This is a genomic window from Streptomyces sp. NPDC058195, assembly GCF_042883525.1.
Lineage (GTDB): Bacteria > Actinomycetota > Actinomycetes > Streptomycetales > Streptomycetaceae > Streptomyces.
On the sequence record NZ_JBHVVM010000028.1, the window covers coordinates 81,826 to 105,405 of the forward strand.

Below are 23,580 nucleotides of genomic sequence, written 5' to 3' on the forward strand. Positions count from 1 at the left end.
GACGTGACGAACGCAGCCGTCGACGACATCCCCGCCCAGCGGGTACTGACCGACCCGGCCGCTCTCGCCGGGTACCAGCACGACGAGGCCGAGTGGGCCCCGTACGGCATGCCTCTGGCGGTGGTGCGTCCGCAGTCCGCCGAAGAGGTACAAGCAGTGGTCCGGCACTGTCTGGCCCATCGCATCCCGCTGGTTCCACGGGGTGCGGGCACCGGCCTGTCGGGCGGGGCGAACGCCGTGGACGGGGCCGTCGTCCTGTCCTTCGAGGACATGAACCGCATCGTGCGGATCGACGCGGCGGAGCCGTTGGCCGTGGTACAGCCCGGGGTGGTCAACGACGACCTGAGGGCGGCCGCCGCGGAGCACGGGCTCTGGTATCCGCCGGACCCGGCGAGTTCTCCATGGTCGACGATCGGCGGGAACGTCGCGACGAACGCCGGGGGCATGTGCTGCGTCAAGTACGGCGTGACGCGGGACTACGTCCTCGGAATGGACGTGGTCAACGGGCTCGGCGACCTCGTCTCGCTCGGCCGACGCACGGCGAAGGGCGTGGCGGGCTACGACCTGGCCGGGCTGATGGTCGGCTCCGAGGGAACCCTGGGCGTGATCACGGAGATCACGGTGCGGCTGCGTCCGTCGCGGCCGCAGGAGCGGACCGTGGCCGGGTACTTCTCCTCGGTGGTCGCCGCCGGTGAGGCGGTGAGTGCCGTGACCGCTTCGGGGGTGATCCCCTCGGCACTCGAACTGGTCGACCGCCACTGCCTGGCCGCCGTCGACGCCTGGAAGAGGATGGGGCTCTCCGCCGACGCGGACGTAGTGCTCCTGGGCCGGGTCGACACGCCCGGCGCGGCGGGCGACGCCGAGGCCGAGGCCGTCCGGGAGTGCTTCGAGCGGGCGGGCGCCACCTGGGCCGCGGTCTCCACGGACCAGCAGGAGGCGGACGCGCTCTTCCAGGCGCGGCGGCTGGCCTATCCGGCACTGGAGCGGCTCGGCCCGGTGCTGACGGAGGACGTCTGTGTGCCCCGGGCAGCGGTGCCGGAGATGCTCGCCCGCATCGAGCGGACGGCGGCCCGGCACGACATCCTGGTGGCCAACATCGCCCATGCCGGGGACGGGAACCTGCATCCGCTCATCATCACCGCGCCGGGCGACGAGGCGGCACGGTCCCGCGCCCAGTCGGCCTTCGAGGACATCCTCGACGACGCGATCGCACTGGGCGGCACGGTGACGGGCGAGCACGGGGTGGGGCTGCTGAAGATGCGCGGCATGAACAAGGAACTGGGTTCCGCGGTGCTGGACATGCATCACGCGGTGAAGTCCGCGCTGGACCCGCACGGCATCCTCAATCCGGGCAAGGTCCTCAGCGCTCCGGGAGGCGCTCCGGGAGACACTTCGCAGCGCGCTTCGAGAGGCGTCCGGCCAGTCTGATCCGGTGACCGACGCCGTTGTCAGTGGCCCGGCGCACACTGGCAGGAGTACGGCACGGGTGAAGGGGGAGGCTGATGGGCACCGAGCAGGGTTCCGGCTTCGAGCCGGCGACCGGGGACGGTCCGGCACCGGAGGCGGGCGGGAAGCGGGACGCGTCCGTGCGGACGGCGTTCGAGGGAATGCTGCAGATCCGTCGTCTGACGAACGCCGGACACGCCGCTCCCGAGAGCGTCCCCGCGCGGTGGGAGACGAGCAGGCCGGTCCGGGCGGTCGCCCTCGCACTGGAAGCGGCGGGCCTGCCCGCGTCGGCCGTGGACACTTCGGGGCTGCGCACGGCGACGGGGTACCGCTTGCGGCCGGGTGAGGCCGCCGGTGGCGTACGTGTGGAGTGGCTCGGTCCGCCGGGCAGCGGCGCCGCCCACGAGGAGGGGGCCGGGCTGGAGCGGTGTGCGTCGGTGCTGCGGCCGTTGGGGTGGACGGTGCTGGTGTACCGCGGCGCGCGTCGTCGAAGATTCCTGGAGGTCGAGCCTCCAGCCGGTGTGCGAGGGCCGGATGACGGGTAGTCGGCGCTCCGCGTCGCCGTCGGAGCGTTGTCGGAGCCATGGGGGATGCTGGTGGGTCCGACACCTCTGACCGGGAGATGCTGAGATGCGCAATGACGAAATCGCCGCGGCCCAGGCGTACGTCCGGCTGCTGGAGGCCACCCGTGCGGCGCTCGCCGATCCGGACGACGGCCCCCTGTACGTACCGTTGCTCGCCTCTCCGATCGCCGAGGCCGACGGAGCGCTGCGACGGGCGGGGCTGTCCGGCAACGAATCCCGGCTCTTCGACCTCGTGAGCTCACTGCGGCCGGGCATGCCGGGCGGCGCGCGCTGAGCGCGTACGGCCAGGGCTGCGAGGCACCACGAACCCGCACGGGGTATCGCGGCCTTACCTTCCGTGTTCGCCGGTGAATTGATTCAAGACGGCTGCCTGACGGGGGAACAGCCACTGATTCATTCGTACGGGAGGACCCGACCGGGTTCTTGACTGGCCCTTCAGGGCAAACCTAGCGTACGTCCCGAGTGAAACGATTCATACATCCGCGCGCGGTCTCCTCTCACCGGGCGACTCCACCCACGAGGTGTTCATGTCTGATGTTTCGGCCGTCAAGGCAGCTCTGAAGTCCCAGGTCATCGAAACCCCGTCGTGGGGGTACGGGAATTCCGGAACGCGGTTCAAGGTGTTCGCGCAGCCGGGTGTCCCGCGAGACCCGTTCGAGAAGATGGAGGACGCGGCGCAGGTCCACGCGTTCACGGGCGTGGCGCCGAAGGTGTCGTTGCACATTCCGTGGGACAAGGTCGACGACTATGCCGCACTGAACCGGCACGCCAAGGGACTCGGCCTGCGGATCGGGGCGATCAACTCGAACGTGTTCCAGGACGACGACTACAAGCTCGGCTCGGTCACCCACCCGGACCCGAAGGTGCGCCGCAAGGCCATAGGCCATCTGCTCGAATGCGTCGACATCATGGATGAGACCGGCTCGCCCGACCTCAAGCTCTGGTTCTCCGACGGCACGAACTACCCCGGCCAGGACGACATCGCGGCACGCCAGGACCGGCTGGCCGAGGCACTGGCCGAGGTGTACGGGCGGCTCGCCGACGATCAGCGGATGCTGCTGGAGTACAAGCTGTTCGAGCCCGCTTTCTACACGATGGACGTGCCGGACTGGGGTACGGCGTACGCGCACTGCCTGAACCTCGGCCCTCAGGCCCAGGTGGTGGTCGACACGGGCCATCACGCACCCGGCACCAACATCGAGTTCATCGTGGCGTTCCTGCTGCGCGCCGGGAAGCTGGGCGCCTTCGACTTCAACTCCCGGTTCTACGCGGACGACGATCTGATGGCCGGGGCGGCGGACCCGTTCCAGCTGTTCCGCATCATGCACGAGGTGATCGGCAACGGCGGGCTGGAACCGGGGACGAACGTCAACTTCATGCTCGACCAGTGTCACAACATCGAGGCGAAGATCCCCGCCGTCATCCGTTCGGTCGCCAATGTGCAGGAGGCGACCGCCAAGGCGCTGCTGGTCGACAGGGCGGCGCTGGGCGATGCGCAGCGCTCCGGCGACGTACTGGCGGCGAACGGGGTCCTGATGGACGCGTACAACACCGATGTGCGTCCGCTGCTCGCGCAGGTGCGTGGGGAAATGGACCTGGCCGAGGATCCGTTCGCCGCTTACCTGGCCTCGGGCAACCAGGAGCGGATCGCGACGGCCAGGACCGGCGGCGAGCAGGCCGGCTGGGGCGCCTGAGCCGGGCTGACCGCCCGACCGGGCACCCCTCCCCTGCCGGCTCCCTCTCCCGCCCGCCCCTCACCGGCCGGTTCGGACGGACCTCCGACCACGAAGGAATCACATGGCCTCCGCGACACACAGCGAAGTCGCCGCGCTCCTGGCACGCGCCCACCGGCTCGGCTCCGACCCCCGGAACACCAACTACGCCGGTGGCAACACATCGGTCAAGGCCTCCGGCATCGACCCCGTCACGGGCGGCGGGACGGAACTGCTGTGGGTCAAGGGTTCCGGCGGGGACCTCGGCACGCTCACCGAAGCCGGACTCGCGGTGCTGCGGCTGGACCGGGTGCGCGCGCTCAGGGACGTGTATCCGGGGATGGAACGCGAGGACGAGATGGTGTCGGCCTTCGACTACTGCCTGCACGGCGCAGGGGGCGCGGCGCCGTCCATCGACACGGCGATGCACGCCCTGGTGGAAGCGCCCCACGTCGACCATCTGCACCCGGACTCGGGAATCGCGCTGGCCTGCGCGGCGGACGGCGAGCGGCTCACCGCTGAGTGCTTCGGCGACCGGGTGGCCTGGGTGGGCTGGCGCCGACCGGGGTTCCAGCTCGGGCTGGACATCGCCGCGGTCCAGGCGGCCAACCCGCGGGCCGTCGGAGTGATCCTCGGTGGCCACGGCATCACGGCCTGGGGCGGGACGTCGGAGGAGTGCGAGCACAACGCCCTGTGGATGATCCGGACCGCCGAGGCCTTCCTCCGGCAACGGGGCAGGGCCGAGCCCTTCGGCCCCGTATGGGCGGGCCGGGAGCCCCTGCCCGAGGAACGCCGCCGGGAGCGTGCGGCCGCGCTCGCCCCGCTGATCCGCGGGCTGGCCTCCACCGACCGCCCCCAGGTCGGACACTTCACCGATGCGGAGCCGGTGCTGGACTTCCTGTCCCGTGCCGGGCATCCCCGCCTCGCCGCGCTCGGCACGTCGTGCCCGGACCACTTCCTCCGTACGAAGATCAGCCCGCTGGTCCTCGACCTTCCGGCGGACGCCCCGCTGGAGGAGGCGGCGGCCCGGCTCGCGGAGCTGCACGGGGAGTACCGGCAGGCGTACCGCGCGTACTACGAACGTCATGCCGTGCCCGGCTCCCCGGCGATGCGTGGCGCGGACCCGGCGATCGTGCTCGTGCCGGGGGTGGGCATGTTCTCCTTCGGCAAGGACAAGCAGACGGCCCGGGTCGCCGGGGAGTTCTATCTCAACGCGGTCAACGTGATGCGCGGCGCCGAGGCCGTCTCCTCCTACACGCCGATCGAGGAGGCGGAGAAGTTCCGGATCGAGTACTGGGAGCTGGAGGAGGCGAAGCTGCGCCGGATGCCGAGGGCGAAGCCGCTGGCCACCCGGGTGGCGCTGGTCACCGGGGCCGGGTCCGGCATCGGCAGGGCCATCGCGCACCGGCTGGCCGCGGAGGGAGCGTGTGTCGTCGTCGCCGACATCGACGCGGAGCGGGCCGCCTCGGTGGCGCGGGAGATCGGCGGGCCGGACACAGCGGTCGCCGTGACGGTCGACGTGACCCGTGAGGAACAGATCTCGGCGGCGTTCCGCGCCGCGGTGCTGGCGTTCGGCGGGGTGGACCTCGTGGTGAACAACGCCGGGATCTCCGTCTCGAAGCCGCTGCTGGAGACCACGGCCCAGGACTGGGACCGCCAGCACGCGATCATGGCGCGCGGGTCGTTCCTGGTCTCGCGGGAGGCCGCGCGGGTGATGCGTGCGCAGAAACTCGGCGGTGACATCGTCTACATCACGTCGAAGAACTCGGTGTTCGCGGGTCCGAACAACATCGCGTACTCGGCCACCAAGGCCGACCAGGCCCATCAGGTGCGGCTGCTGGCCGCGGAGCTGGGCGAGCACGGGATCCGGGTCAACGGCGTCAATCCGGACGGGGTGGTGCGCGGCTCGGGGATCTTCGCGGGTGGCTGGGGCGCGCAGCGGGCGGCGACGTACGGCATCGAGGAGGAGAAGCTCGGCGAGTTCTACGCCCAGCGGACCCTGCTCAAGCGCGAAGTACTGCCGGAGCACGTGGCCAATGCGGTGTTCGCGCTGACCGGCGGGGAGCTGACGCACACGACCGGGCTGCACGTACCGGTCGACGCCGGTGTGGCCGCGGCCTTCCTTCGGTGACCGGACGGGATGCCGATGCCTGTGACGCCACACCACGACGCGGTGTTCGCCGCCGTGGATCTGGGTGCCACCAGCGGCCGGGTGATCACGGGCCTGGTCGGGCCGGAGCGGCTGACGCTGACCGAGGCGCACCGGTTCGCCAATGTGCCGGTCCGGTTGCCGGACGGGCTGCGGTGGGACGTGCTGGGGCTCTACCGGGAGATGCTGGACGGCCTGCGGACCGCCGCGCGCCGTGGAGCGGTGGCATCGGTCGGCATCGACTCGTGGGCCGTCGACTACGGGCTGCTGGACGCGGACGGGGCTCTGCTCGGCCTGCCATTCCACTACCGGGACGGCCGCAGCCCGGGGGCGGTCGAGCGGGTGCTCGCGGTGTGCGGCGCGCGGCAGCTCTACGAGGTGAGCGGTGTGCAGCATCTGGCGTTCAACACCGTGTTCCAGCTCGCCGCCCATCGTGCGGGCGCGCAGTGGAGTACGGCGCGGACGATGCTGATGATCCCCGACCTGCTGACGTACTGGCTGACCGGTTCGGTGGGCGCCGAGATCACCAACGCGTCGACGACCGGTCTGTTCGACGCGTCAGCCGGTGACTGGTCAGAAGCCCTGATCGGTCATCTGGGTCTGGAGCGTTCCTGGTTTCCCCCGTTGCGTGAGCCGGGAGATCCAGCGGGAACGCTGCTGCCGCACGTCGCCGCGTACACGGGCCTGCCCGCCGGTACACCGGTGACGGCCGTCGCCTCGCACGACACGGCGTCGGCGGTGGCCGCGGTGCCCGCGACGGGGCCCGGTTTCGCCTATGTGTCCTGCGGGACGTGGTCGCTGGCGGGACTGGAGCTTTCGGACCCGGTGCTGACGGAGGCGTCCCGCACGGCCAACTTCACCAACGAGCGCGGCGTCGACGGCACCGTGCGTTACTTGCGCAACATCATGGGGTTGTGGCTGCTGGAGGAGTGCCGCCGTTCCTGGGAGCGGCGAGGCGGGGCACCGGGCCTGGGTGAACTGCTCACCGCCGCGGCCCGCGCCCGGCCGTTCGCGGCTCTGATCGACCCCGACGACGAGGCGTTCCTCGCGCCGGACGACATGGTGTCGTGCATCGACGACCGGCTCGCGGCCTCAGGGCAGGCACCGCCCGACGGTCCCGGGGGCTATGTCCGGTGTGTACTGGAGAGTCTGGCGCTGGCTCATCGCAGGACGCTGCGCGAGGCGGCCGGACTCGCCGGCCGGGAGGTGACCCGGATCCACATCGTGGGCGGTGGCTCACGCAACGAGCTGCTGTGTCAGTGGACCGCGGATGCCTCGGGGCTGCCCGTCACCGCCGGTCCGGCCGAGGCGACCGCGCTCGGCAACATCCTGGCGCAGGCCCGTGCCCGCGGCCTGGTCGGCGGCCTGACGAGCATGCGGCAACTGGTGGCACGGACTCAGGAGTTGCGCCACTACACCCCGCAGGGGAACGAGCGGTCCTGGGACAGGGCGGCAGCACGGCTGCGGCGGTCCTGAACCTGTTGGCCCCGGCCCGGCCGGGACGGGATGTGCTCCGGCGGTTGGGTCCGTCGGCGGAAGCGAAGGAAGGAACGTCATGACTGGTCTCTCGCCCGCCGGGCCCGGCACCGGGCCCGCCCGCACCGCGCGCCGTCGTACCCGTATCGGTCTGGTGTCCGGCGGGCTCGGTGCGTACTGGCCGCAGTTCCCGGGGCTGCTCGACCGGCTGCGGGAGTCGGCCCGCTTCGTCACCGGGCAGTTCGAGACGATGGGCTGCGATGTCGTCGACGCCGGGTTCGTCTCCGGTCCGCCGGAGTCCCAGAAGGCCGCGGAACGGCTGCGGGCAGCCGACTGCGACATCGTCGTGACGTTTCTGACGACGTATCTGACCGCCTCGATGGTGCTGCCGATCGCCCAGCGCACCCATGCCCCGGTGCTGGTCATCGACCTCCAGCCGACCGAGGCCATGGACCACCCGGGCACCGACACGGGCACCTGGCTGGCGTACTGCGGGCAGTGCCCGCTGCCAGAGGTCGCCAATGTGTTCCGGCGCGCCGGAATTCCCTTCCGCTCGGTCTCGGGCCATCTGCACGACGCGAACGCCTGGAGCCGGATCCGCCGCTGGATCCGCGCCGCTCAGGTGCGCGGCGTGCTGCGCCACGGCCGGCACGGTCTGATGGGCCATCTGTATCCCGGCATGCTCGATGTCTCCACCGACATGACCTTGATCTCCTCGCAGTTCGGCGGGCACGTCGAAGTCCTCGAGTTCGACGATCTACGGGTCCGGGTCGCCGCCGTGACGGACCGGGAGGCCGCGGAGCGCACCGCGTTCGCTCGTACGGTCTTCACGCTCGACGCGTCCGTCGACGAGAACGACCTCGCCTGGGCGGCGCGGGTCTCGGTCGGGCTGGACCGGCTCGTCGAGGACTTCGGGCTCGACAGCCTCGCCTACTACCACCGCGGGCTCGACGGGGAGGTCCACGAGCGGCTCGGCGCCGGGATGATCCTCGGCGCTTCGCTGCTTACCGCGCGCGGCATCGCGATGGCCGGTGAGTACGAGCTCCGCACCAGCCTGGCCATGCTGATCGCCGACACCCTGGGTGCCGGTGGCTCCTTCACCGAGCTCCAGGCCCTCAACTTCCACGACCGGGTGGTCGAGATGGGGCACGACGGCCCCGCCCACCTGGCCATCAGCGCCAAGGACCCGCTGCTGCGGGGGCTCGGTGTGTACCACGGGAAGCGGGGCTGGGGCGTGAGTGTGGAGTTCGACGTCAGGCACGGGCCGGTGACCACGTTCGGCATCGGGCAGGAGGCCGACGGCACGCTCACCTTCATCGCCTCGCAGGGCACGGTCGTGCCGGGGCCGCTGCTGGAGATCGGCAACACCACCTCACGCGTCGACTTCGGTTTCGACCCCGGCGAGTGGACCGATGCCTGGGCCGCGAGCGGGGTCGGTCACCACTGGACGCTGTGCACCGGCCACCGCGCCAAGGATCTCAAGGCCACGGCGGATCTCCTCGGTGTCCCGTTCCGCGTGGTCGACGGGCCGAACGAGCTCTGAGCCCGGTGTGCGAAGCACGGACGGGGCCGGGCTCAGCCTGTCGCGGGAACGGCGGCGAGGCCGAGTTCACGGTCGCCCAGCGGGCTGAAGAAGGAGGCCACGTCCGCCTCGGTGACCTCGGCGAGAGTCGCCGGGTTCCAGTGCGGTGTGCGGTCCTTGTCGACGATCTGGGCCCGTACCCCCTCCACCAGGTCGGGGCGGGTGAAGGCGACGCACGATGTCCGGTACTCCTGGTCGAGCACCGCCTCCAGGCTGCCGAGACCGCGTGCCCTGCGCACTGCGGAGAGGGTCACCTTCAGCGCGGTCGGCGACTTGCCGAGGATGGTCGCGGCGGCCTGCTTCGCGGCGGGGACGCCGCTGCTGTCCAGTCGGCCGACGATCTCCTCGACGGTGTCCGCCCGGTAGCAGGCGTCGATCCACTCGCGGTGCGCGGCCAGCTCGCCGTCCGGCGCGGGCGCGGCATGACGGCGCACCGTCTCCTCGATCCCGGCCGCCGAATCGCATCCGGCGAGGTCTGCGGTGAGCGCGGCAACCTGCTCGGACGGGACGAAGTGATCGGCGAGCCCGCACAGCAGCGCGTCGGCCGCGCCGACCGCGTCCGCGGTGAGCGCCAGATGAACGCCGAGTTCGCCGGGTGCCGCACCGAGCAGCCGGGTGCCGCCCACGTCGGGGACGAAGCCGATACCGGTCTCCGGCATCGCGATGCGCGAGCGTTCGGTGACGATCCGGACGTCGCCGTGGGCCGAGACTCCGACACCGCCGCCCATCACGATGCCGTCCATGATCGCGACGTACGGCTTGGGAAAGCGGGCGATGCGGGCGTTGAGCCGGTACTCGTCGCGCCAGAAGTCCACCGACGCGCTGCCACCGGCTCTGGCGTCCTCGTAGATCGACCGGATGTCGCCACCGGCGCAGAGACCACGTCCGCCCGCTCCGGCGATCAGGACCGCGGTGACGGTGTCGTCCGCCTCCGCGTCGGCGAGCGCAGCGTCGAGACGGGCCACCATGTCGTGGTTGAGCGCGTTCAGAGCACGCGGACGGTTGAGGGTGATGTGCCGGACACGCCCCTCGGTATGCAGCAGAACAGGATCTTCGTGGTTCATGGTTGCGCTCCGGTCAGCCCCTGTGCCATATCGACCGCGGGTCGCGGACGATCTTCCGTCGCCATTCTCCGCGGCAGGGTGCGGGGCATGGCGGCAGGGGTCGCGCGGGCCCGGTCGCGCGGCCCCGGTCCGGTCGTCGACCGGAGAAATTCACCCGGTGCCCGCTGTGGCACCCCGCCGGAACCGGTTCGACAATTGAGTGACCCGGTTCGGGCCGCGCCGTCCGGCAGCCCCGCCTGGCGACTTCCGGAGCAGGTATGACCGATCACGACCAGCAACCGAACACGTCCGTTCCATCGCGCCTGCTGTTCGAGGAGGCGCACAGCGGTGAGATCGGGACGGCGCAGCGTCTTGCCATGAACCGGACCGGCAGCTTCGAGTGGAACGTGGAGGCCGGGACGCTCGATATGGACGACGCGGGGCTGCTCGTCTTCGGACTGGACCCGAGGACCTTCGATTCACGGCCAGATACGGTTCTGGACCTGTTGGAACAGTCGGAGCGGACCCGTATCGACCTGGAGATCGACGATGCGATCCGCAGTGGGCGCAGTTCGTACAGTGTGCATTTCGTGGTACCGGTAGAGGGCGGCCGAAACCAGTGGACCCATATCCAGGCACGCATCCTGCGCCATGACGACGGCCGGGCGCACCGGGTCGTCGGGGTGGTCCAGGACGCCACCGCGGAGGCCACCCATTCGGCCTTCATGCTCGACCTCGAGAAGCGCCGTCAGCGGCAGACCAGCATTGTTGAACGCACAACGAGTGCGTTGTCGCGGGCGGTGACCGTCGACGACGTCACCGCCGTGCTCACCGGCCCGGGTGCGCTGACCCGGCTCGGGGCGGACGGCCTCTCGCTCGCCCTGGTCGAGAACACCTCACTGAGCGTGCTCGCCCTGAGCGGCGATTCGATGGAGGCGATCGACGGCATCGGGGACGCCGGGCTGGATGCGCGGTTCCCCCTGGCGGACACCGTGCACCACGGCCGGCCGCGGTTCCTGACCTCCGTCGCGGAACTCACGGAGCGCTACCCCGTGCTGGCCCCGTACACCGACCGGCTGGAATTCCGGGCAGCCGCCTATCTGCCGCTCGTAGCCCAGGCCCGCCCCCTGGGCACCCTTGCTCTCTTCTACCGGGACGACACCACGTTCAACGCGGACGAACGCAACCTCTGTCTGGGGCTGGCCGCCATCGTCGCGCAGTCCTTGCAGCGGGCGAAGCTCTTCGACGAGGAACGCGAATTCGCCACCGGTCTCCAGTCGGCGATGCTGCCCCGGCGGATCCAGGAGATCGAGGGCGGCGAGATCGCGGTGCGCTACCACGCCGCCTGGAGCGGACGCCAGGTCGGCGGCGACTGGTACGACGTGATCGCCCTGCCCAACAAGCGGTTCGGGATCGTGGTCGGCGACGTGCAGGGCCATGACACGCACGCGGCGGCCATCATGGGCCAGTTGCGCATCGCGCTGCGCGCGTACGCGAGTGAGGGGCACCCTCCGTCGACGGTGCTGGCCCGCGCCTCGCGCTTCCTCGCGGAACTGGACACGGACCGCTTCGCCACGTGCACCTACGCCCAGGTCGATCTCGCGTCGGGGACCGTCCGCGTGGTGCGGGCGGGACATCTCGGACCGCTGATCCGGCACATGGACGGCCGGGTCGGCAGCCCGCAGGTACGGGGCGGTCTGCCCCTGGGCATCTCGACGGACTTCGGGAACGAGGAGTATCCGGAGACCCGGCTGGACCTGGTTCCGGGCGAGACACTCGTGCTGTACACCGATGGGCTGGTGGAGGAACCGGGGGCCGATATCGACGCGGGGGTGCGGGCACTGATCCATGAGGTGAGCGTGGGTCCGGCGGGCGCCGAGGCACTGGCCGATCACCTCTCGGACCAGCTCTGGGAACGCTGGGGTTCGGGGGACGATGTGGCTCTCCTGGTTCTCCGGCGCAGCCCTGACCCGGGGTCGCCCAGGGCGCCACGCCTGCATCAGTACATCCACCAGGCGGACCCGGAGGGACTGTCCGACGCCCGGAACATCGTGCGGCAGGCACTGGCCGACTGGGACATGGGCGAGCTCGCCGACGACGCCGAGCTGGTGACCGGCGAGCTGCTGGTGAACGTACTGCTGCACACGGAAGGCGGCGCGGTCCTGACCCTGGAGGTGCTGCCGGAGCCCGTGCGCAGGGTCCGGCTGTCGGTACAGGACCGCTCCAGTGCCTGGCCGAGGCGCCGCAGCCCGGGTGAGACCGCGACATCGGGCCGGGGGCTGCTCCTGCTGGACGCCGTGGCCACCCGTTGGGGCATCGAGCCCCGTGGCGAGGGCAAGGCGGTCTGGTGCGAGATCGGCCCCGTGGTGCGGCCCGCAGACGATGCTCCGACTCCCCCGCCGACCGCCGGGCAGCCCTGAGCCGCACCGGGCACGGTGCGCTCCGGGCTGCCGTCCGTACGGCTGGATCAGAGACGGCAGTGCATGATGTGCAGCCCGACAAACCCGTGCTCCGGGTGGTTGAACCCCTCCGGCAGCGTCCCCAGAATCTCGAAACCGAGCGAACGGTAGAGGCTGACGGCGTGTGTGTTCGTCTCGACGACGGCATTGAACTGCATCGCCCGGAACCCTGCCGCGCGCGCCCACTCCAGGGTGTACTCGCACAGGGCCCGCCCGACGCCCTGTCCCGCGTGCGCGGGGTCGACCATGTAGCTGGCGCTGGCGATGTGCGCGCCGTTGCCCATGTGGTTGTTGTTCATCTTGGCCGTACCGAGAACCGTTCCCTCCTCGTCGACCGCGACCACCGTCCGCTGGGGAGCCTGGAGAAGCCACCAGGAACGAGCCTCCTCCCGCCCGAGACCAAGTGGGTAGGTGAAGGTCTCGCCCGCGGCGACGATTTCGTGGAAGAACGGCCAGATGGCGGGCCAGTCCTCGGTGGTGGCTTCCCTGATCATCATGCGAGCCAGAATGCCGTGGCCATCCTCCCCACGCGAATTCTTTGCGCGCCCTGCGGTCGTGGACGGCGGCCACCGTAGCGTCACCCACCCATCGGCGCACGCCGGGGCCTCGTACTCCGGCGATCGGGCGCCCTGTGCACGCGCCTGCGCAGGCCGATCCGTGCGAGCAGTCCGACCGGTGGCTCCGCCACGCCCGCCGCGCTCCGCCCCGCTTCCTGATGTGGAGCCGGTCCGGAGGAGACATCGGCGCTGGAAGCGGTATCGGCATCGGCATCGGCCGGATCGTCCTGTCCGGATGTACTCCCGGCTCGCGGGCCCGTGTGGGTGGGCTCGCGCCACGCACCGTCCGGACGCGGAGCCGGTCGGGCGTCCCGCGCGTTGTCCAACTCCATGAGCAGGGTCACCCGCCGCCACAGCATCTCGTCCGGCTCGTCGGCCCGCATGAGGTGCGCCATGGTCTCGCGCGCCCACGGCGGCCCGGACGGCCCCAGAGCGGGCTCGGGCATGATCCTGGCGAGGTAGGCCCGCTCGTACGGATCGTCGACCACTTCCGCCAGTTGCACCGGATCCAGGGTCTCCGCGAGCACGGCCGCGCGGGCCCACGGGTCCTCCGTCAGGCTGTACAGGCGCTCGACCCTGCGTGAACGCCAGTTGCGCGCCCGGCAGTCGGCTCCGTCCGCGAGCCGGCCGAGCAGCCAGGCCGGGCTCCTGCCCGCCAGAAGCCGTGGCTCCCGATCAGCGAAGTCCGCGATCTCATCGGCGAGATAGAGCCAGACAATTGCCCGGTACCGGTTGAGGTAGAAGGCAATGGGTGTGAAGCATCCCGCACGGGCGAGCCTGGTGAACCGGTCCGGGCTGATCCCGAGCTGCCTGGCCCCCTGCGCCGTGCCCACCGTGCGCACCCTGGCCCGCAGCGCGTCCGGGAAACCCTCCTGCGACCGGAGCCGTTCAACCTCGCCGTAGCCGACCCGGGGCCGTCCTCCGTGCTGCGGCCTCGTCAGGCCAATCAGGCCCAGATGTACGGCGATCACGAATTCGCCACGCTTCAGCTGGAGTTCCCGGGCCGCGGTGCCGACGGCCATCGCGCCTTCGGCGTCCGCGCCGCCTGTCCCCCTTCCGCTCCTCCTCGTACCGGCGGTCTCCGTGCGCGCGTCGTCGACAACAGTCATGACGTCCCCCTGAGGATCGATTACTCTCTGTGAGCACCGTATCCCGTAAAGAAGTCCGCCCGCCCAGCCTGTGGATAAGCTCCCTCGACCTCGAACCTCGACCTCGAACCTCGAACCTCGAACCGCGCCCCGGCCCGCGTCCTGTGACCGGCCGGAATCCGCCCGGACCGGTCAGGCGCGGTCGGCTTCCTCGTCCGCTGACTGGCGGGCGGCCACGCCCAGATGCTCGCCGACCCTGTTGACGAGCAGCGTCATCTCGTACGCGACCTGGCCGACGTCGGCCTCGGCGTCGCTCAGCACGCACAGACAGCTGCCGTCACCCGCCGCCGTCACAAAAAGCATCGCGTCGTCGAACTCCACCATGGTCTGGCGGGGCTTTCCCGCCCGGAAGTGGCGTCCCGCTCCCCGCGCCAGGCTGTACAGACCGGACGAGACGGCGGCCAGATGCTCGGCATCCTCGCGGGCCAGACCCGCACTCGCCCCTGTGACAAGTCCGTCGTTCGACAGCACCAGCCCGTGCCGTATGTACTCGACCCGGCTCGTGAGATCGTCAAGGAGCCAGTCGAGTCCCCTGTCCAGCGCCATTTCCTCGCTCCTCCCCGCTCATACGTTCCCCGTGCCCCGTTGGTACAAGCCTTGCGCACCGGTCACGCAGGGGCAAGCACTCCTCTCTCATGTGGCTTGGTCCGACGCCTACACTGGACGCTTCGGGCTCGGATGACTCGATCGACCAGGCCACGCGGACGTGTACAGGGAGAACGAAGAGTGTCGACGGCTGCCGACGGCGGTTTCCAGGATCCGCCCGCGGAGGTGCTGGCGGAAGCCGCCGCGGCCTTCGGCCTGCTGGCGACGCCCGCACGGCTGCACATCGTCTGGGCGCTGGCCCAGGGCGAGAGCGATGTGACCGGTCTCGCGGACCGGGTGGGCGGCACACTCCCGTCGGTGAGCCAGCACCTGACCAAACTGAAACTGGCAGGTCTCGTCAGGTCCCGGCGCGAGGGCCGCCGTCAGGTGTATCTGGTCGACGACCCCGATGTGGTGACCGTCGTCCGGCTGATGGTCGGCCAGCTCGCCGAGCGCGCCGGGCACGCCCCCACGCAGCCCTCGCGGCTCCGTGGGCTCGGTGCCTGAGAGCAGTACCGCCGCAGGCCCCGGCAGCACCGACCCCGACGCACCGTCCGCCGTCGTCCTGCCGCTGTCAGGTGCGCAGGCCGACGTGGGCGCCGCGGCTGACCGGCCGGAAGCAACGACGCGAGCCGCACCCACTGCTCTCCAGGTTCTGCGCTCGCTGGACAGCGGGCCGCGCGGGCTGCTGGAAGAGCAGGCCGGTGACCGGCTCGCGCGCTGCGACGAGAACGTCCTGCCCGCCTGACGTCCGGTCTCCTGGCCCCGGCGCTTCGCGCGGAGCCTGCGTGCCCCCTTCACCTCGGTGCTGCTGTGCCTGGGCCTTGTCTCGGCGGCGGTGGCCTCATGGGGCACGACATGCGCGACACTGGCCCTCGTGGTTGTCAGCTGCCTGTTGCGCTCGGCGGAAGAGCACCGGGCCGACCGGTCGACGGCGGCGCTGCGGGCACTGGTGGCGACCACCCCGACCGTGCTACGCCGGACCGGCCCGGACGCCGCGCCACAGGCCCGCGAACTGCCGGTCGCGGAGCTGGTCCCGGGCGATGTGACCCGGCATGCCGCCGGGGACCTCGTACCCGCTGATGTGCGGCAGCTGCGGTTGCTAGCGGACTGACGGTTCACCAGTCGGCGCTCACCGGTGAATCGATTCCGGCCGCCAGGCATCCCGTCGACACGCCATTCGCGGCCGCGCGCCGCCGAAGCCACGCATGACCGCCCGGAGGGGCTGTTCGCCCGGCCGGAACTGTGCTTCCAGGGCAGCAGTGCGGCATCCGGAAGCGCTACCACGATCGTGTCGGCGACGGGTGCGGACACCTGGTTCGCCGCCGCGTACGACGGTTCGGCCCGCCGCCGCGAGGCCAGTGCCTTCGACCGGTCGGTGCACGGGATCTCATGGACGCTGATCCGCTTCATGCTGCTCGCCCCGCCGCTGGTCCTCATGGCCAACGCGGCGCTGCGCGGCCGGGGCCTGGAGACGTTGCCGTTCGCCGTCGCGGTGGCTGTGGGGCTGACGCCGGAGATGCTGCCCGTGATCGTCACAGCGGCGCTGGCCAGGGGTGCTTCGCTGCTCGCCAGGGATCACCGGGGCATCGTAAAACGCTGCCCGCACTGCACGATCTCCGCGCCGTCGATGTGCTGTGCGTGGACAAGACCGGAACGCCCGCCCAGGACCGCCCGGTCGTCGAGCACGCGCGGGACGTGTCGGGCCGGGAAGCCCCCGAGGTGCCGCACTGGGCCGCGGTCAACGCGCTGTGGACCCCGCAGCTCGCCGATCTGCCCGTGCCCGACGCTCTCGACGAGGCGGTGCTGGACGCTGCCGAGGGGCGGGACGACGCCTGGTCCGCGTACGCGGGCGTCGCCGCGCTGCCTTTCGATCCGGTACGCCGCCTCGCCACCGCCGTCGTCCGCCCTCCCGGCGGGCTGGGCGTGCACACCCTCGTGACCAAGGGGTCGGTCGTGGCGGTGCTCGAACGGCGCACGCTGGAGGACTCCGGGCGGATCCGGCTCAGTGCCCTCGCCGCGGCGGATGCCGCGAGCGGTCTGCGGCTGCTCGCCGTGGCACGGACCGACCGGTCCGCCCGGCCGCGCGGGTACACCCCGTCCGACGCACGGGGGCTGATATTCCTCGGGTTCGTCGCGCTGCGGCGCCGGGGGGCGCCGTCAAGGTACTGACCGGCGGCGATCCGGGGAACGTGACGCGTGCCGACCGGGACCTGGGTCTCGATCCGCACAAGGTCGTGCCGACGGAGCGGCTCGACGCGCTGACGGACGCGGAGGTCGCCGAGGCCGCTGATCGCGCCATGGTTTTCGCCCGGTGCACTCCTGAGCACAAGGCGCACGTCGTCTCCGCGCTGCGCAGTGCCGGGCACACCACCGGCTTCCTCGGCGACGGCGTAACCACCTGCCCGCGATGCACGCCGCGGAGGCCGCCGTCTGCCCGCGCGACGCGGTCGACGTAGCACGGGAGACCGCGGATGTGGTGCTGGTCGAGAAGAGCCTCGCGGCGATCGGCAACGCGATCAGCGCGGGGCGGCACTCCAGCGGGAACATCACGACGTATCTGCGCATCACGCTCTCCTCAAACCTGGGCAATGTCATCGCGATGCTGGCGGCGGGGCTGATGCGGCCGTTCCTGCCGATGCTTCCGGCGCAGGTGCTGGTGCAGAACCTGTGCTTCGGCATGGCACAGCTCGCCTTCGCCTTGTCTTCGCCAGAGAGTTGTCGGCGGGGTGCGAGGGCGGCGCTTGGGATGTGCCCCGTGGCCGGAGAGCGCACGTTCCTGTTGGGGATCGGGGACGGGGCTGCGTGGGCTCCGTTGGGCGCCAGGTGCGTGAGCGTCGCCCTGTCTCGCAGCTCGTGGACGGGTAGCAGCCGTGATGCGGGACCGGGAGAAACGACGGATCGGGGAAACCGATGAGCAGGTGAACCATCTCTCTTGATGCTCACCCAACGACTGGCGTTGCCGGAGAATCCACGTTCGGCCGAACCGTTGGTACGCCTCGGTCAAGCTCGACCGCGACGGGTACGTCGATGCCGCGGCTTCGACGAGCCAGCCGGTTGAACTGCCGGCCCTGTATGTCGATGCCGTTGATCGGATCTGGTACGACGGGTTTCGGGGCGGCTTCAACGGCAGCAGCAGGCCTCGGTGGGGCGCCCTGCCCATTCCGTACCCGGAGGTCGAGAATGCGGTCGAGGCGTTGGGTTCGGCTGAGCTCGACCATGATTACAGCGGACTTGATGCGCTCGCCACCCGCCTGGAACTGCCGCTGGACAACTGGCTGGATCCCGGTGAGAAAGAGCTGGTACGGGGCCTGCGCTTCCACACGCTCCCTGCTGTTTCTGCGGGGCAAGGCTGAGAAGCCATTCCCAAACCGGAAGGCAAGGGGGGCTTGCTCGAACTGTCTTCCAAGCATGTCTCGTTCGGGCGATCGGGGCTCGGCCGTGCATAGCATCAGGGCCTCTTGAACATCTCGGTGATGTCAAGGCGGCCGAGGATAAGAGGCCCTGATATCCCGCTGTGTCGCTCCGCACCTTCCTCGTCCACTTCCGGTGCACCGACGTGTGACTGTCTTGCCGGCCACATCTGTGGCGCATGGTTGCGCACCTGGGTGGCAACGGAGACCACTCGGATTGATCGGTGCGGCCGCCTGGTAGGCGGACCATGATCGCCCCTGGATATTCTGTGCATATGAGATCGATGGATCCGTTCCGCGACCTGGCCCGCGACCAGGGCATACCCCAGGACGAGGTCGAGCGGTGGCTCGATACAACAGTCCGTCCGTGCGCGATGCTGGGCGCAGGGGAGCCGGCCGACGGCCCGGTGGTCGGACAGCTCGGCGGGCTGCCGCCGATGCCCGAGGACGAGTCCGTGCCGGACTTGCCGTTCCTCGCCTCGGTCGACCTCGCGGCCATCCCACCGGGCGCGACGGACCTCCCGTTGCCGAGGGACGGCACGCTGCTCTTCTTCGCGGACACATCTGAATCTACCCCGTGGACACGACCCGACTGGTCCCGGCTCGTCTATGTTCCGGCTGGCAGGCCAGTCTCCAGACGCGGTCCGGGCGATGAGTGGCCGCCGCAGGTCCACTCGGCCCGTGATCTCTATCTGGCGATCGATCCCTCGCTGCCCAACCACGGCGACTACACCGAGGAGTTCCCGCACGGTGAGGAGCTGGGCGAGGTGTGGTGGGAAACCTCCGACGATGTACAGACGGGCGGTTCGGTGCAGATAGGCGGCTACCCCTGGGTCTGGAACAACGATCCCGTCACGGACTACGACCACGGCCCGGACGACTGGGTGCTGCTCGCGGAGATCGGGGCGGACGACGGTGATCTTCTGGGCAGGGTCCACTGGGTGATTCGCCGGGACGACCTGGCCGCTGGCCGTTTCACCCGGGCACGGGCCTGCTACGACATAGGCGGCTGACGCGGTCTCAGAAGGTATTCCCAGATGGCGCGAGGTCCGGCCGAACTGCCGTCCCGGCAGTTCTCCTTCAGGTGATCAACGGATGCCGGAGCGTAGCGGAAGGGCCTCTTGAACATCTCGGCGATAGTCGAAGTCAACCGAGCACAAAAGGCCCTGATGTGCGACTGTGTCGTGTCCGTACCTGCCGTGTCTACTTCCGGTGCACCGGGTTGTGAATGTCTCGCTCACCGGTTCGGTAATGCCGCCGATCACCCAGACCGTGCAAGGTACTACGACTCCGACATGAGTGATGCGGAATGGGCGGTGGTCCGTCCGCTGCTGCCTGTCCCGGCCTGGGTGGAGCCCCCGGATCGTCGCGCGGCGCGCACGGATTCCGAGTCCGGTGCCCAGCTGACGCATGACCACTGCTGCCGGGACAGTGCAGCCGTAGATGCCGAGAGCGGCATTCCGGGCCTGCTCCGCCTTCTGCCAGTAGGCGTCCGAGAGTTGGCCCCGGGTGTAGTAGTCGTAAACCGCGGGGCCGAACTTCAGAATCGGCGGGTCGAGCCGCTCTTCGCCGTAGGGCTCGAAATCGGCCGCTCGACATGGGCGGCAAGGTCACTCAAGCCGCCCTGGAGAAAGTCCGGCACCTGTAGGATCGCGCAGGTTCCGGCAGCCAACCGCTGCGGAGCCCCCGCAGCCCCCTTCTCTGGCCGTCTCCGTGGCGAACATCGCCTCGTCGCTGAACCGGGTCGACGTCACGGCAGCCAAGGGTTCCCTTGACGAGAGGCCGGTCGGAAGGACGAGAACCTGCGCCGGGCCTTGTGGTCGCCGGGGCGGCCCGGCCAGGACCTTCAGGACGTGAGCGTCGTACACGGCTCCCATGCGCTGCTCAACGGTTCGGCGCTGCCGAGGGCGCGGCAGCTCAGCCCGCTTCATGATCAATCTCACCGATGAGCACGGTTCCGTTGGCCTTCAAGAACGTAACCGCGCGCACCGGCACGGACGGGGACACCATGGTCATCGTCGAGAAACTCAAGCGGGCCATCCTTGCGAGCTGACGCACCCCGACCGTGTCCGGATGGGGTAGCAGTCCGACTCGGCGAGGGACGGCCGGGCCAGGACATCACTCGGGATCCTTCGGCGGCGCCGTGGCCAACCTGGCCGTCGGCCCACGGTCAGATGAGCGGTGTGCACCCTCATGGTGACGTTGAAATGTCACCCGGGCACGATCGAGCGGACGCGGCTTCGCCTCCGGTGCGTGGCTTCGGGGCGGATAGTTGCACTCGATCGGTCTCACAACTGCGGTGGGACGGGCCGGCCAAGAAACGCGGCAAGGCGATCAACGGCCGGAGCGGTCTCCTCGACCGGCCGCGGCTCAGCGAATCGTGCCGTTCGGGACTGAGTGGAGAGCTGATCCCGAGCGAACGCCAGAGCCTGCTCGGCAAGGTCCTCGGGCAGCCGGGCAGGGATTCCGGTGGCCTGAGCAAGGTCCCATCCATGAGCGAGCAGATCGTACAGACGGATCTGCAAGCGCTCGGCGCCCGTGGCACTCCCCAAGGGGCCGCTATAACTCCGCTCAAGCACTCCAGGACCGGAGAAAGCGGCCAGCAGCGAAGCGCTGGAGGACCGGTAGGCGCCGACCGGGTCGTCACCGAGGCGGTCTACTCCGCGTTCGGGCATCGGACCACCCTCCACCATGGCTGCGAACACCAGGTCCATGCCGACCAGGTGGGCCACCACCTCGCGCACGTTCCATTCAGTGCACGGCGTCGGCTCCTTCCACTGCTCGGGGCGGACCTCGGCGAGCAGGTCGCCGACAGATTTGCATGCGCGTGCGAGATCTTCGACAGAAACAGCAGTCATCCAGGGAGACTACGGCCTCAGCTGTCAGGCTGCCCGAGGGATCTGCACCGGCGCGAAGAAGCCCTGCCGAATCGGGCGACCGCGCGATCACTCAGCGTCGATGAGGAGCAGCTCTCGCAGATACCTGCTCCGCTCACTGAACTCAGCGCCGACGAACCGACCGCACTTCCGAGCGCACCTGCCGAAGGCCGGCGAACCGGACGTCTACCCGCAGCTGACCCCGGCACTGACCCTCCCGATGCGCTGGGAACTCATCGCCCAGCAGTACGACCAGATGATCAAGTACGCCACCGCGATCCGCACCCGCACCGCCTCAACCGATGCGATCCTGCGCCGCTTCACTCACAACGCCTCCCCGCCTGCGCGGCCATGCTGGAGGTCGGCCGCGCCCAGGAGACCATCTTCGTGGCCCGCTACCTGCAGCTACGGGACCTCCAGCGGGAGATCGAGGAGGACCTGAACGTAATGGTGTCCTCCAACGGCGCCAGCTCCGTGATCGCGTAAGGAAAAGGTGGCGAGATCGCCTCTACCGGCGCGACGAGCAGGACATGTTCGTGCTGTGCCTGCGGATCCTCCAGTCCGCCCTGGTACGTGAACACCCTGATGCTCCAGGACGTCAGGACGTCCTCGGCGAACCCGAGTGGGCCAACCTCCTCGCCCGCCGACCGGCGCGGCCTGACACCGTTGTTCTGGTCCCACGTCCGCCCGTACGGGGCGGTGGACCTCGGTAGGGACGCCTGTCTCAACCTCGCCGCGGGCGGCGCGCCCGGCTCCCGAACCCCGCCGGACGGCGCCGACGCTGCTCGGACCCGCGCAACGTCGTGAAACGCCGCACGGGTCACCGGTCCGTGGCCATCGACGCGGACGTCTATGGCCGCCGGGCACACGGCTCGGAGGCCAGTCTCGTCGCTTGGTTCCTTGCCGCTTTGACGTGACCTTCGGCGATTTCTACGGACCATCCAGTCGCCTGGTCACTGTGTCGAGTGTCGGCCAAGGCGGACCCTGGCGCAGCAAGCGCAGGAATTCCTCTCCGAATCGCCTCCCACTCGGAAACTGGTCGCCAAGCTCCCAACGCCACGCGGCGACCATCGCGATAACGAGCTGCCGACACTCGTCCAGCAGCGCTTGGTCAACGCCTGGGTAGTGCTCGCAGACCGCCTCGGGAACATGGGCGAGATCGAACTCGACGGGTCCACGGCAGCACGTCTCAAGGTCGATGAACAACGGGCCGTTCCTCGTGCTGAGCACATTGCCTGGGTGCGGCTCGCCGTGGAGCAGCTGCTCCACGGCGCCGCGGTCGTAGATCGCTCGTCGCAGGCTTGCCAGCCTGCCGCCGAGGAACGCGCGGTCCTCATCGGTGAGCTCCGGCGAGCGATCCGGGTCGGCGACAACTTCTTCCGCCTCCGTGATCCGGTCCGTGAACCTCGGGCTCGGCACATCGACTTCGCGCATACCGGCGTGCAGCTGCTCCAGCGCCTTGGCGTAGTCGACTGGTGAGGTGTGAGGTGTCACAGGCTCGTAGTAGGTCCACAGCGTCACTGCGAAGCCATCGCGCGTGTGCATACGCGGGTCCGCCCGAGGCTCCAAGGGACACACCGGGCATCCGACCTCGGTGAGCCGCTGAGCGAGATCGACTTCGAACTGTGCAACCTCTTGTCCGACAGGGGCGACCCGTGCAAAGACGTCGCATGGCGTCAGCCGCAGTGCCAGCTTGTTCGAGTTGTGGAGAACGGTTGCATCGTTGGCTGGCAAGTCGAGCGATGCGGCGACCGAAGTCGCAGCCGCGATCGCACGCGTGACGTCGGTCATATCCACCCTCGAATCTTGGCATGGATGAGCAAGGGTGATACCAACCAATGTGGCCAGGTGCCAACTATCGTGGTTCGGCACACCTGCAGCGCTGGACTTGTAGGCGTCACGCTCAGATGACATCTATCGCGCTCCGGCACACCCGTCCCATCCCAGCACCCGCGGCGCCGGCCGGGCGGGCGAACGCCACGCCCGCTTCCCGGCTGACCTGGCCGTCGGCTGGGCTGGGCCCCTTCCGCCGGATTCCTGGTCGCGCGAGCCCAGCGGCTCCTGCCGCGGGCTGGTACCGGCAGCCGCTTCGCCGCTGTCTGGTCGCCGTCTGCTCATTCCTCCGGCTTCGCATCAGTTCCGCCCACATGGATTCGCTCCGACGATGTGCCGCGGGTCCGAGCCGGTCGCACCCCCACCCGGTCTGCGAGCGCGTCCGCCACCACAAGCCCCCAGCCCTCCAAGGCTCTGGCGGCTGGCTCCTGTCGCCGGGGAAGGTCGTTCGGGGCGCGGTCGGCGACGCTGAGATATACCCGGTCATACGCGGGGCGTTCGACGATGACGCGCACCATCGGGCCGTATGCGTGCTTGACGGCGTTGGTGACGAGCTTGGAGACGACGGCCCGGGCCCGGCCCGACTCTGCTTCGAGTCCCCAGGCGGACAGGGCCGCGCCTGCCATGAACCGGGCTTCGGCTGCTGTCCTCAGGTCGCGGGGCAGGACGACGTTGCAGCCGGGGTGTCCTGTGTGGCTGGGCTGCACTACGGCCATG

The 23,580-nt window shown here is 69.9% G+C and carries 19 protein-coding genes and 2 pseudogenes; 14 read left to right on the forward strand and 7 right to left on the reverse strand.

The window, feature by feature from the left end; translation table 11 throughout:
- Positions 1 to 3 precede the first annotated feature (3 nt).
- The 7 genes from ACFVWY_RS28395 (at position 4) to ACFVWY_RS28425 (ending at position 8,910) form a co-directional block, all read left to right on the forward strand.
- Complete coding sequence (locus ACFVWY_RS28395; protein WP_389877428.1) at positions 4 to 1,428, forward strand: FAD-binding oxidoreductase; 1,425 nt, start codon at positions 4 to 6, stop codon at positions 1,426 to 1,428.
- Between the two features lie 74 nt (positions 1,429 to 1,502).
- A complete protein-coding gene (locus ACFVWY_RS28400) occupies positions 1,503 to 1,991 on the forward strand; it encodes a hypothetical protein (protein WP_389877430.1) in 489 nt (162 codons plus the stop codon).
- Between the two features lie 85 nt (positions 1,992 to 2,076).
- On the forward strand, positions 2,077 to 2,304 hold the full coding sequence (locus ACFVWY_RS28405; RefSeq protein ID WP_389877431.1) for a hypothetical protein: 228 nt from the start codon (positions 2,077 to 2,079) through the stop codon (positions 2,302 to 2,304).
- Positions 2,305 to 2,557: 253 nt separating this feature from the next.
- Complete coding sequence (rhaI, locus tag ACFVWY_RS28410) at positions 2,558 to 3,724, forward strand: L-rhamnose isomerase (protein WP_389877433.1); 1,167 nt, start codon at positions 2,558 to 2,560, stop codon at positions 3,722 to 3,724.
- Positions 3,725 to 3,827: 103 nt separating this feature from the next.
- Positions 3,828 to 5,873, forward strand: a complete 2,046-nt coding sequence (locus tag ACFVWY_RS28415) for a bifunctional aldolase/short-chain dehydrogenase (RefSeq protein ID WP_389877435.1) — start codon at positions 3,828 to 3,830, stop codon at positions 5,871 to 5,873.
- A gap of 15 nt (positions 5,874 to 5,888) precedes the next feature.
- Positions 5,889 to 7,367 (forward strand): rhamnulokinase family protein, encoded by a 1,479-nt coding sequence (locus ACFVWY_RS28420; RefSeq protein ID WP_389877437.1) that lies wholly within the window; start codon positions 5,889 to 5,891, stop codon positions 7,365 to 7,367.
- Between the two features lie 79 nt (positions 7,368 to 7,446).
- Complete coding sequence (locus tag ACFVWY_RS28425; RefSeq protein WP_389877439.1) at positions 7,447 to 8,910, forward strand: arabinose isomerase; 1,464 nt, start codon at positions 7,447 to 7,449, stop codon at positions 8,908 to 8,910.
- 32 nt (positions 8,911 to 8,942) lie between these two features.
- Here ACFVWY_RS28425 and ACFVWY_RS28430 read toward each other — a convergent pair whose 3' ends face one another.
- A complete protein-coding gene (locus ACFVWY_RS28430) occupies positions 8,943 to 10,013 on the reverse strand; it encodes an enoyl-CoA hydratase/isomerase family protein (protein ID WP_389877440.1) in 1,071 nt (356 codons plus the stop codon).
- Between the two features lie 257 nt (positions 10,014 to 10,270).
- Between ACFVWY_RS28430 and ACFVWY_RS28435 the strand changes: the two genes are divergently transcribed.
- Entirely contained in the window at positions 10,271 to 12,412 is a 2,142-nt protein-coding gene (locus ACFVWY_RS28435) for a SpoIIE family protein phosphatase (RefSeq protein ID WP_389877441.1), read from the forward strand.
- Positions 12,413 to 12,459: 47 nt separating this feature from the next.
- On the opposite strand, the gene ACFVWY_RS28440 is transcribed toward ACFVWY_RS28435, so the two are convergent.
- The 3 genes from ACFVWY_RS28440 to ACFVWY_RS28450 all read right to left on the reverse strand — a co-directional run bounded on the left by ACFVWY_RS28440 (position 12,460) and on the right by ACFVWY_RS28450 (position 14,702).
- Positions 12,460 to 12,948 carry a GNAT family N-acetyltransferase gene (locus ACFVWY_RS28440; RefSeq protein WP_389877443.1) on the reverse strand — a complete coding sequence of 163 codons (489 nt, stop codon included), beginning with the start codon at positions 12,946 to 12,948 and terminating at the stop codon, positions 12,460 to 12,462.
- A gap of 80 nt (positions 12,949 to 13,028) precedes the next feature.
- Complete coding sequence (locus ACFVWY_RS28445) at positions 13,029 to 14,117, reverse strand: DUF6397 family protein (protein WP_389877445.1); 1,089 nt, start codon at positions 14,115 to 14,117, stop codon at positions 13,029 to 13,031.
- 171 nt (positions 14,118 to 14,288) lie between these two features.
- Positions 14,289 to 14,702, reverse strand: a complete 414-nt coding sequence (locus ACFVWY_RS28450; protein WP_389877446.1) for a roadblock/LC7 domain-containing protein — start codon at positions 14,700 to 14,702, stop codon at positions 14,289 to 14,291.
- A gap of 180 nt (positions 14,703 to 14,882) precedes the next feature.
- On the opposite strand from ACFVWY_RS28450, the gene ACFVWY_RS28455 reads away from it, so the two are divergent.
- The 5 genes and pseudogenes from ACFVWY_RS28455 to ACFVWY_RS28475 all read left to right on the forward strand — a co-directional run bounded on the left by ACFVWY_RS28455 (position 14,883) and on the right by ACFVWY_RS28475 (position 19,167).
- Positions 14,883 to 15,248, forward strand: a complete 366-nt coding sequence (locus tag ACFVWY_RS28455) for an ArsR/SmtB family transcription factor (protein ID WP_389877448.1) — start codon at positions 14,883 to 14,885, stop codon at positions 15,246 to 15,248.
- Entirely contained in the window at positions 15,241 to 15,489 is a 249-nt protein-coding gene (locus tag ACFVWY_RS28460) for a hypothetical protein (protein ID WP_389877450.1), read from the forward strand. Before ACFVWY_RS28455 ends, ACFVWY_RS28460 begins: the two co-directional genes overlap by 8 nt.
- 36 nt (positions 15,490 to 15,525) lie before the next feature.
- A pseudogene (locus ACFVWY_RS28465) lies at positions 15,526 to 17,454 on the forward strand (HAD-IC family P-type ATPase); the annotation flags it as partial.
- Between the two features lie 484 nt (positions 17,455 to 17,938).
- A complete protein-coding gene (locus ACFVWY_RS28470) occupies positions 17,939 to 18,097 on the forward strand; it encodes a hypothetical protein (RefSeq protein ID WP_389877452.1) in 159 nt (52 codons plus the stop codon).
- A gap of 332 nt (positions 18,098 to 18,429) precedes the next feature.
- Positions 18,430 to 19,167: a DUF1963 domain-containing protein gene (locus tag ACFVWY_RS28475; RefSeq protein ID WP_389877454.1), complete on the forward strand. Its 738-nt coding sequence runs from the start codon at positions 18,430 to 18,432 to the stop codon at positions 19,165 to 19,167.
- Between the two features lie 1,275 nt (positions 19,168 to 20,442).
- On the opposite strand, the gene ACFVWY_RS28480 is transcribed toward ACFVWY_RS28475, so the two are convergent.
- The gene (locus tag ACFVWY_RS28480) at positions 20,443 to 21,012 is read right to left on the reverse strand and encodes a TIGR03086 family metal-binding protein (RefSeq protein ID WP_389877455.1); all 570 of its coding nucleotides are present in this window, start codon (positions 21,010 to 21,012) and stop codon (positions 20,443 to 20,445) included.
- 238 nt (positions 21,013 to 21,250) lie between these two features.
- Between ACFVWY_RS28480 and ACFVWY_RS28485 the strand changes: the two are divergent.
- Positions 21,251 to 21,516: pseudogene (locus ACFVWY_RS28485) on the forward strand (Tn3 family transposase).
- A 444-nt stretch (positions 21,517 to 21,960) separates the two neighbouring features.
- On the opposite strand, the gene ACFVWY_RS28490 reads toward ACFVWY_RS28485, so the two are convergent.
- Together ACFVWY_RS28490 and ACFVWY_RS28495 are read right to left on the reverse strand one after the other, a co-directional pair.
- Positions 21,961 to 22,821 carry a phosphotransferase gene (locus tag ACFVWY_RS28490; RefSeq protein WP_389877473.1) on the reverse strand — a complete coding sequence of 287 codons (861 nt, stop codon included), beginning with the start codon at positions 22,819 to 22,821 and terminating at the stop codon, positions 21,961 to 21,963.
- A 323-nt stretch (positions 22,822 to 23,144) separates the two neighbouring features.
- Entirely contained in the window at positions 23,145 to 23,579 is a 435-nt protein-coding gene (locus ACFVWY_RS28495) for an ATP-binding protein (protein WP_389877456.1), read from the reverse strand.
- Position 23,580 lies beyond the last annotated feature (1 nt).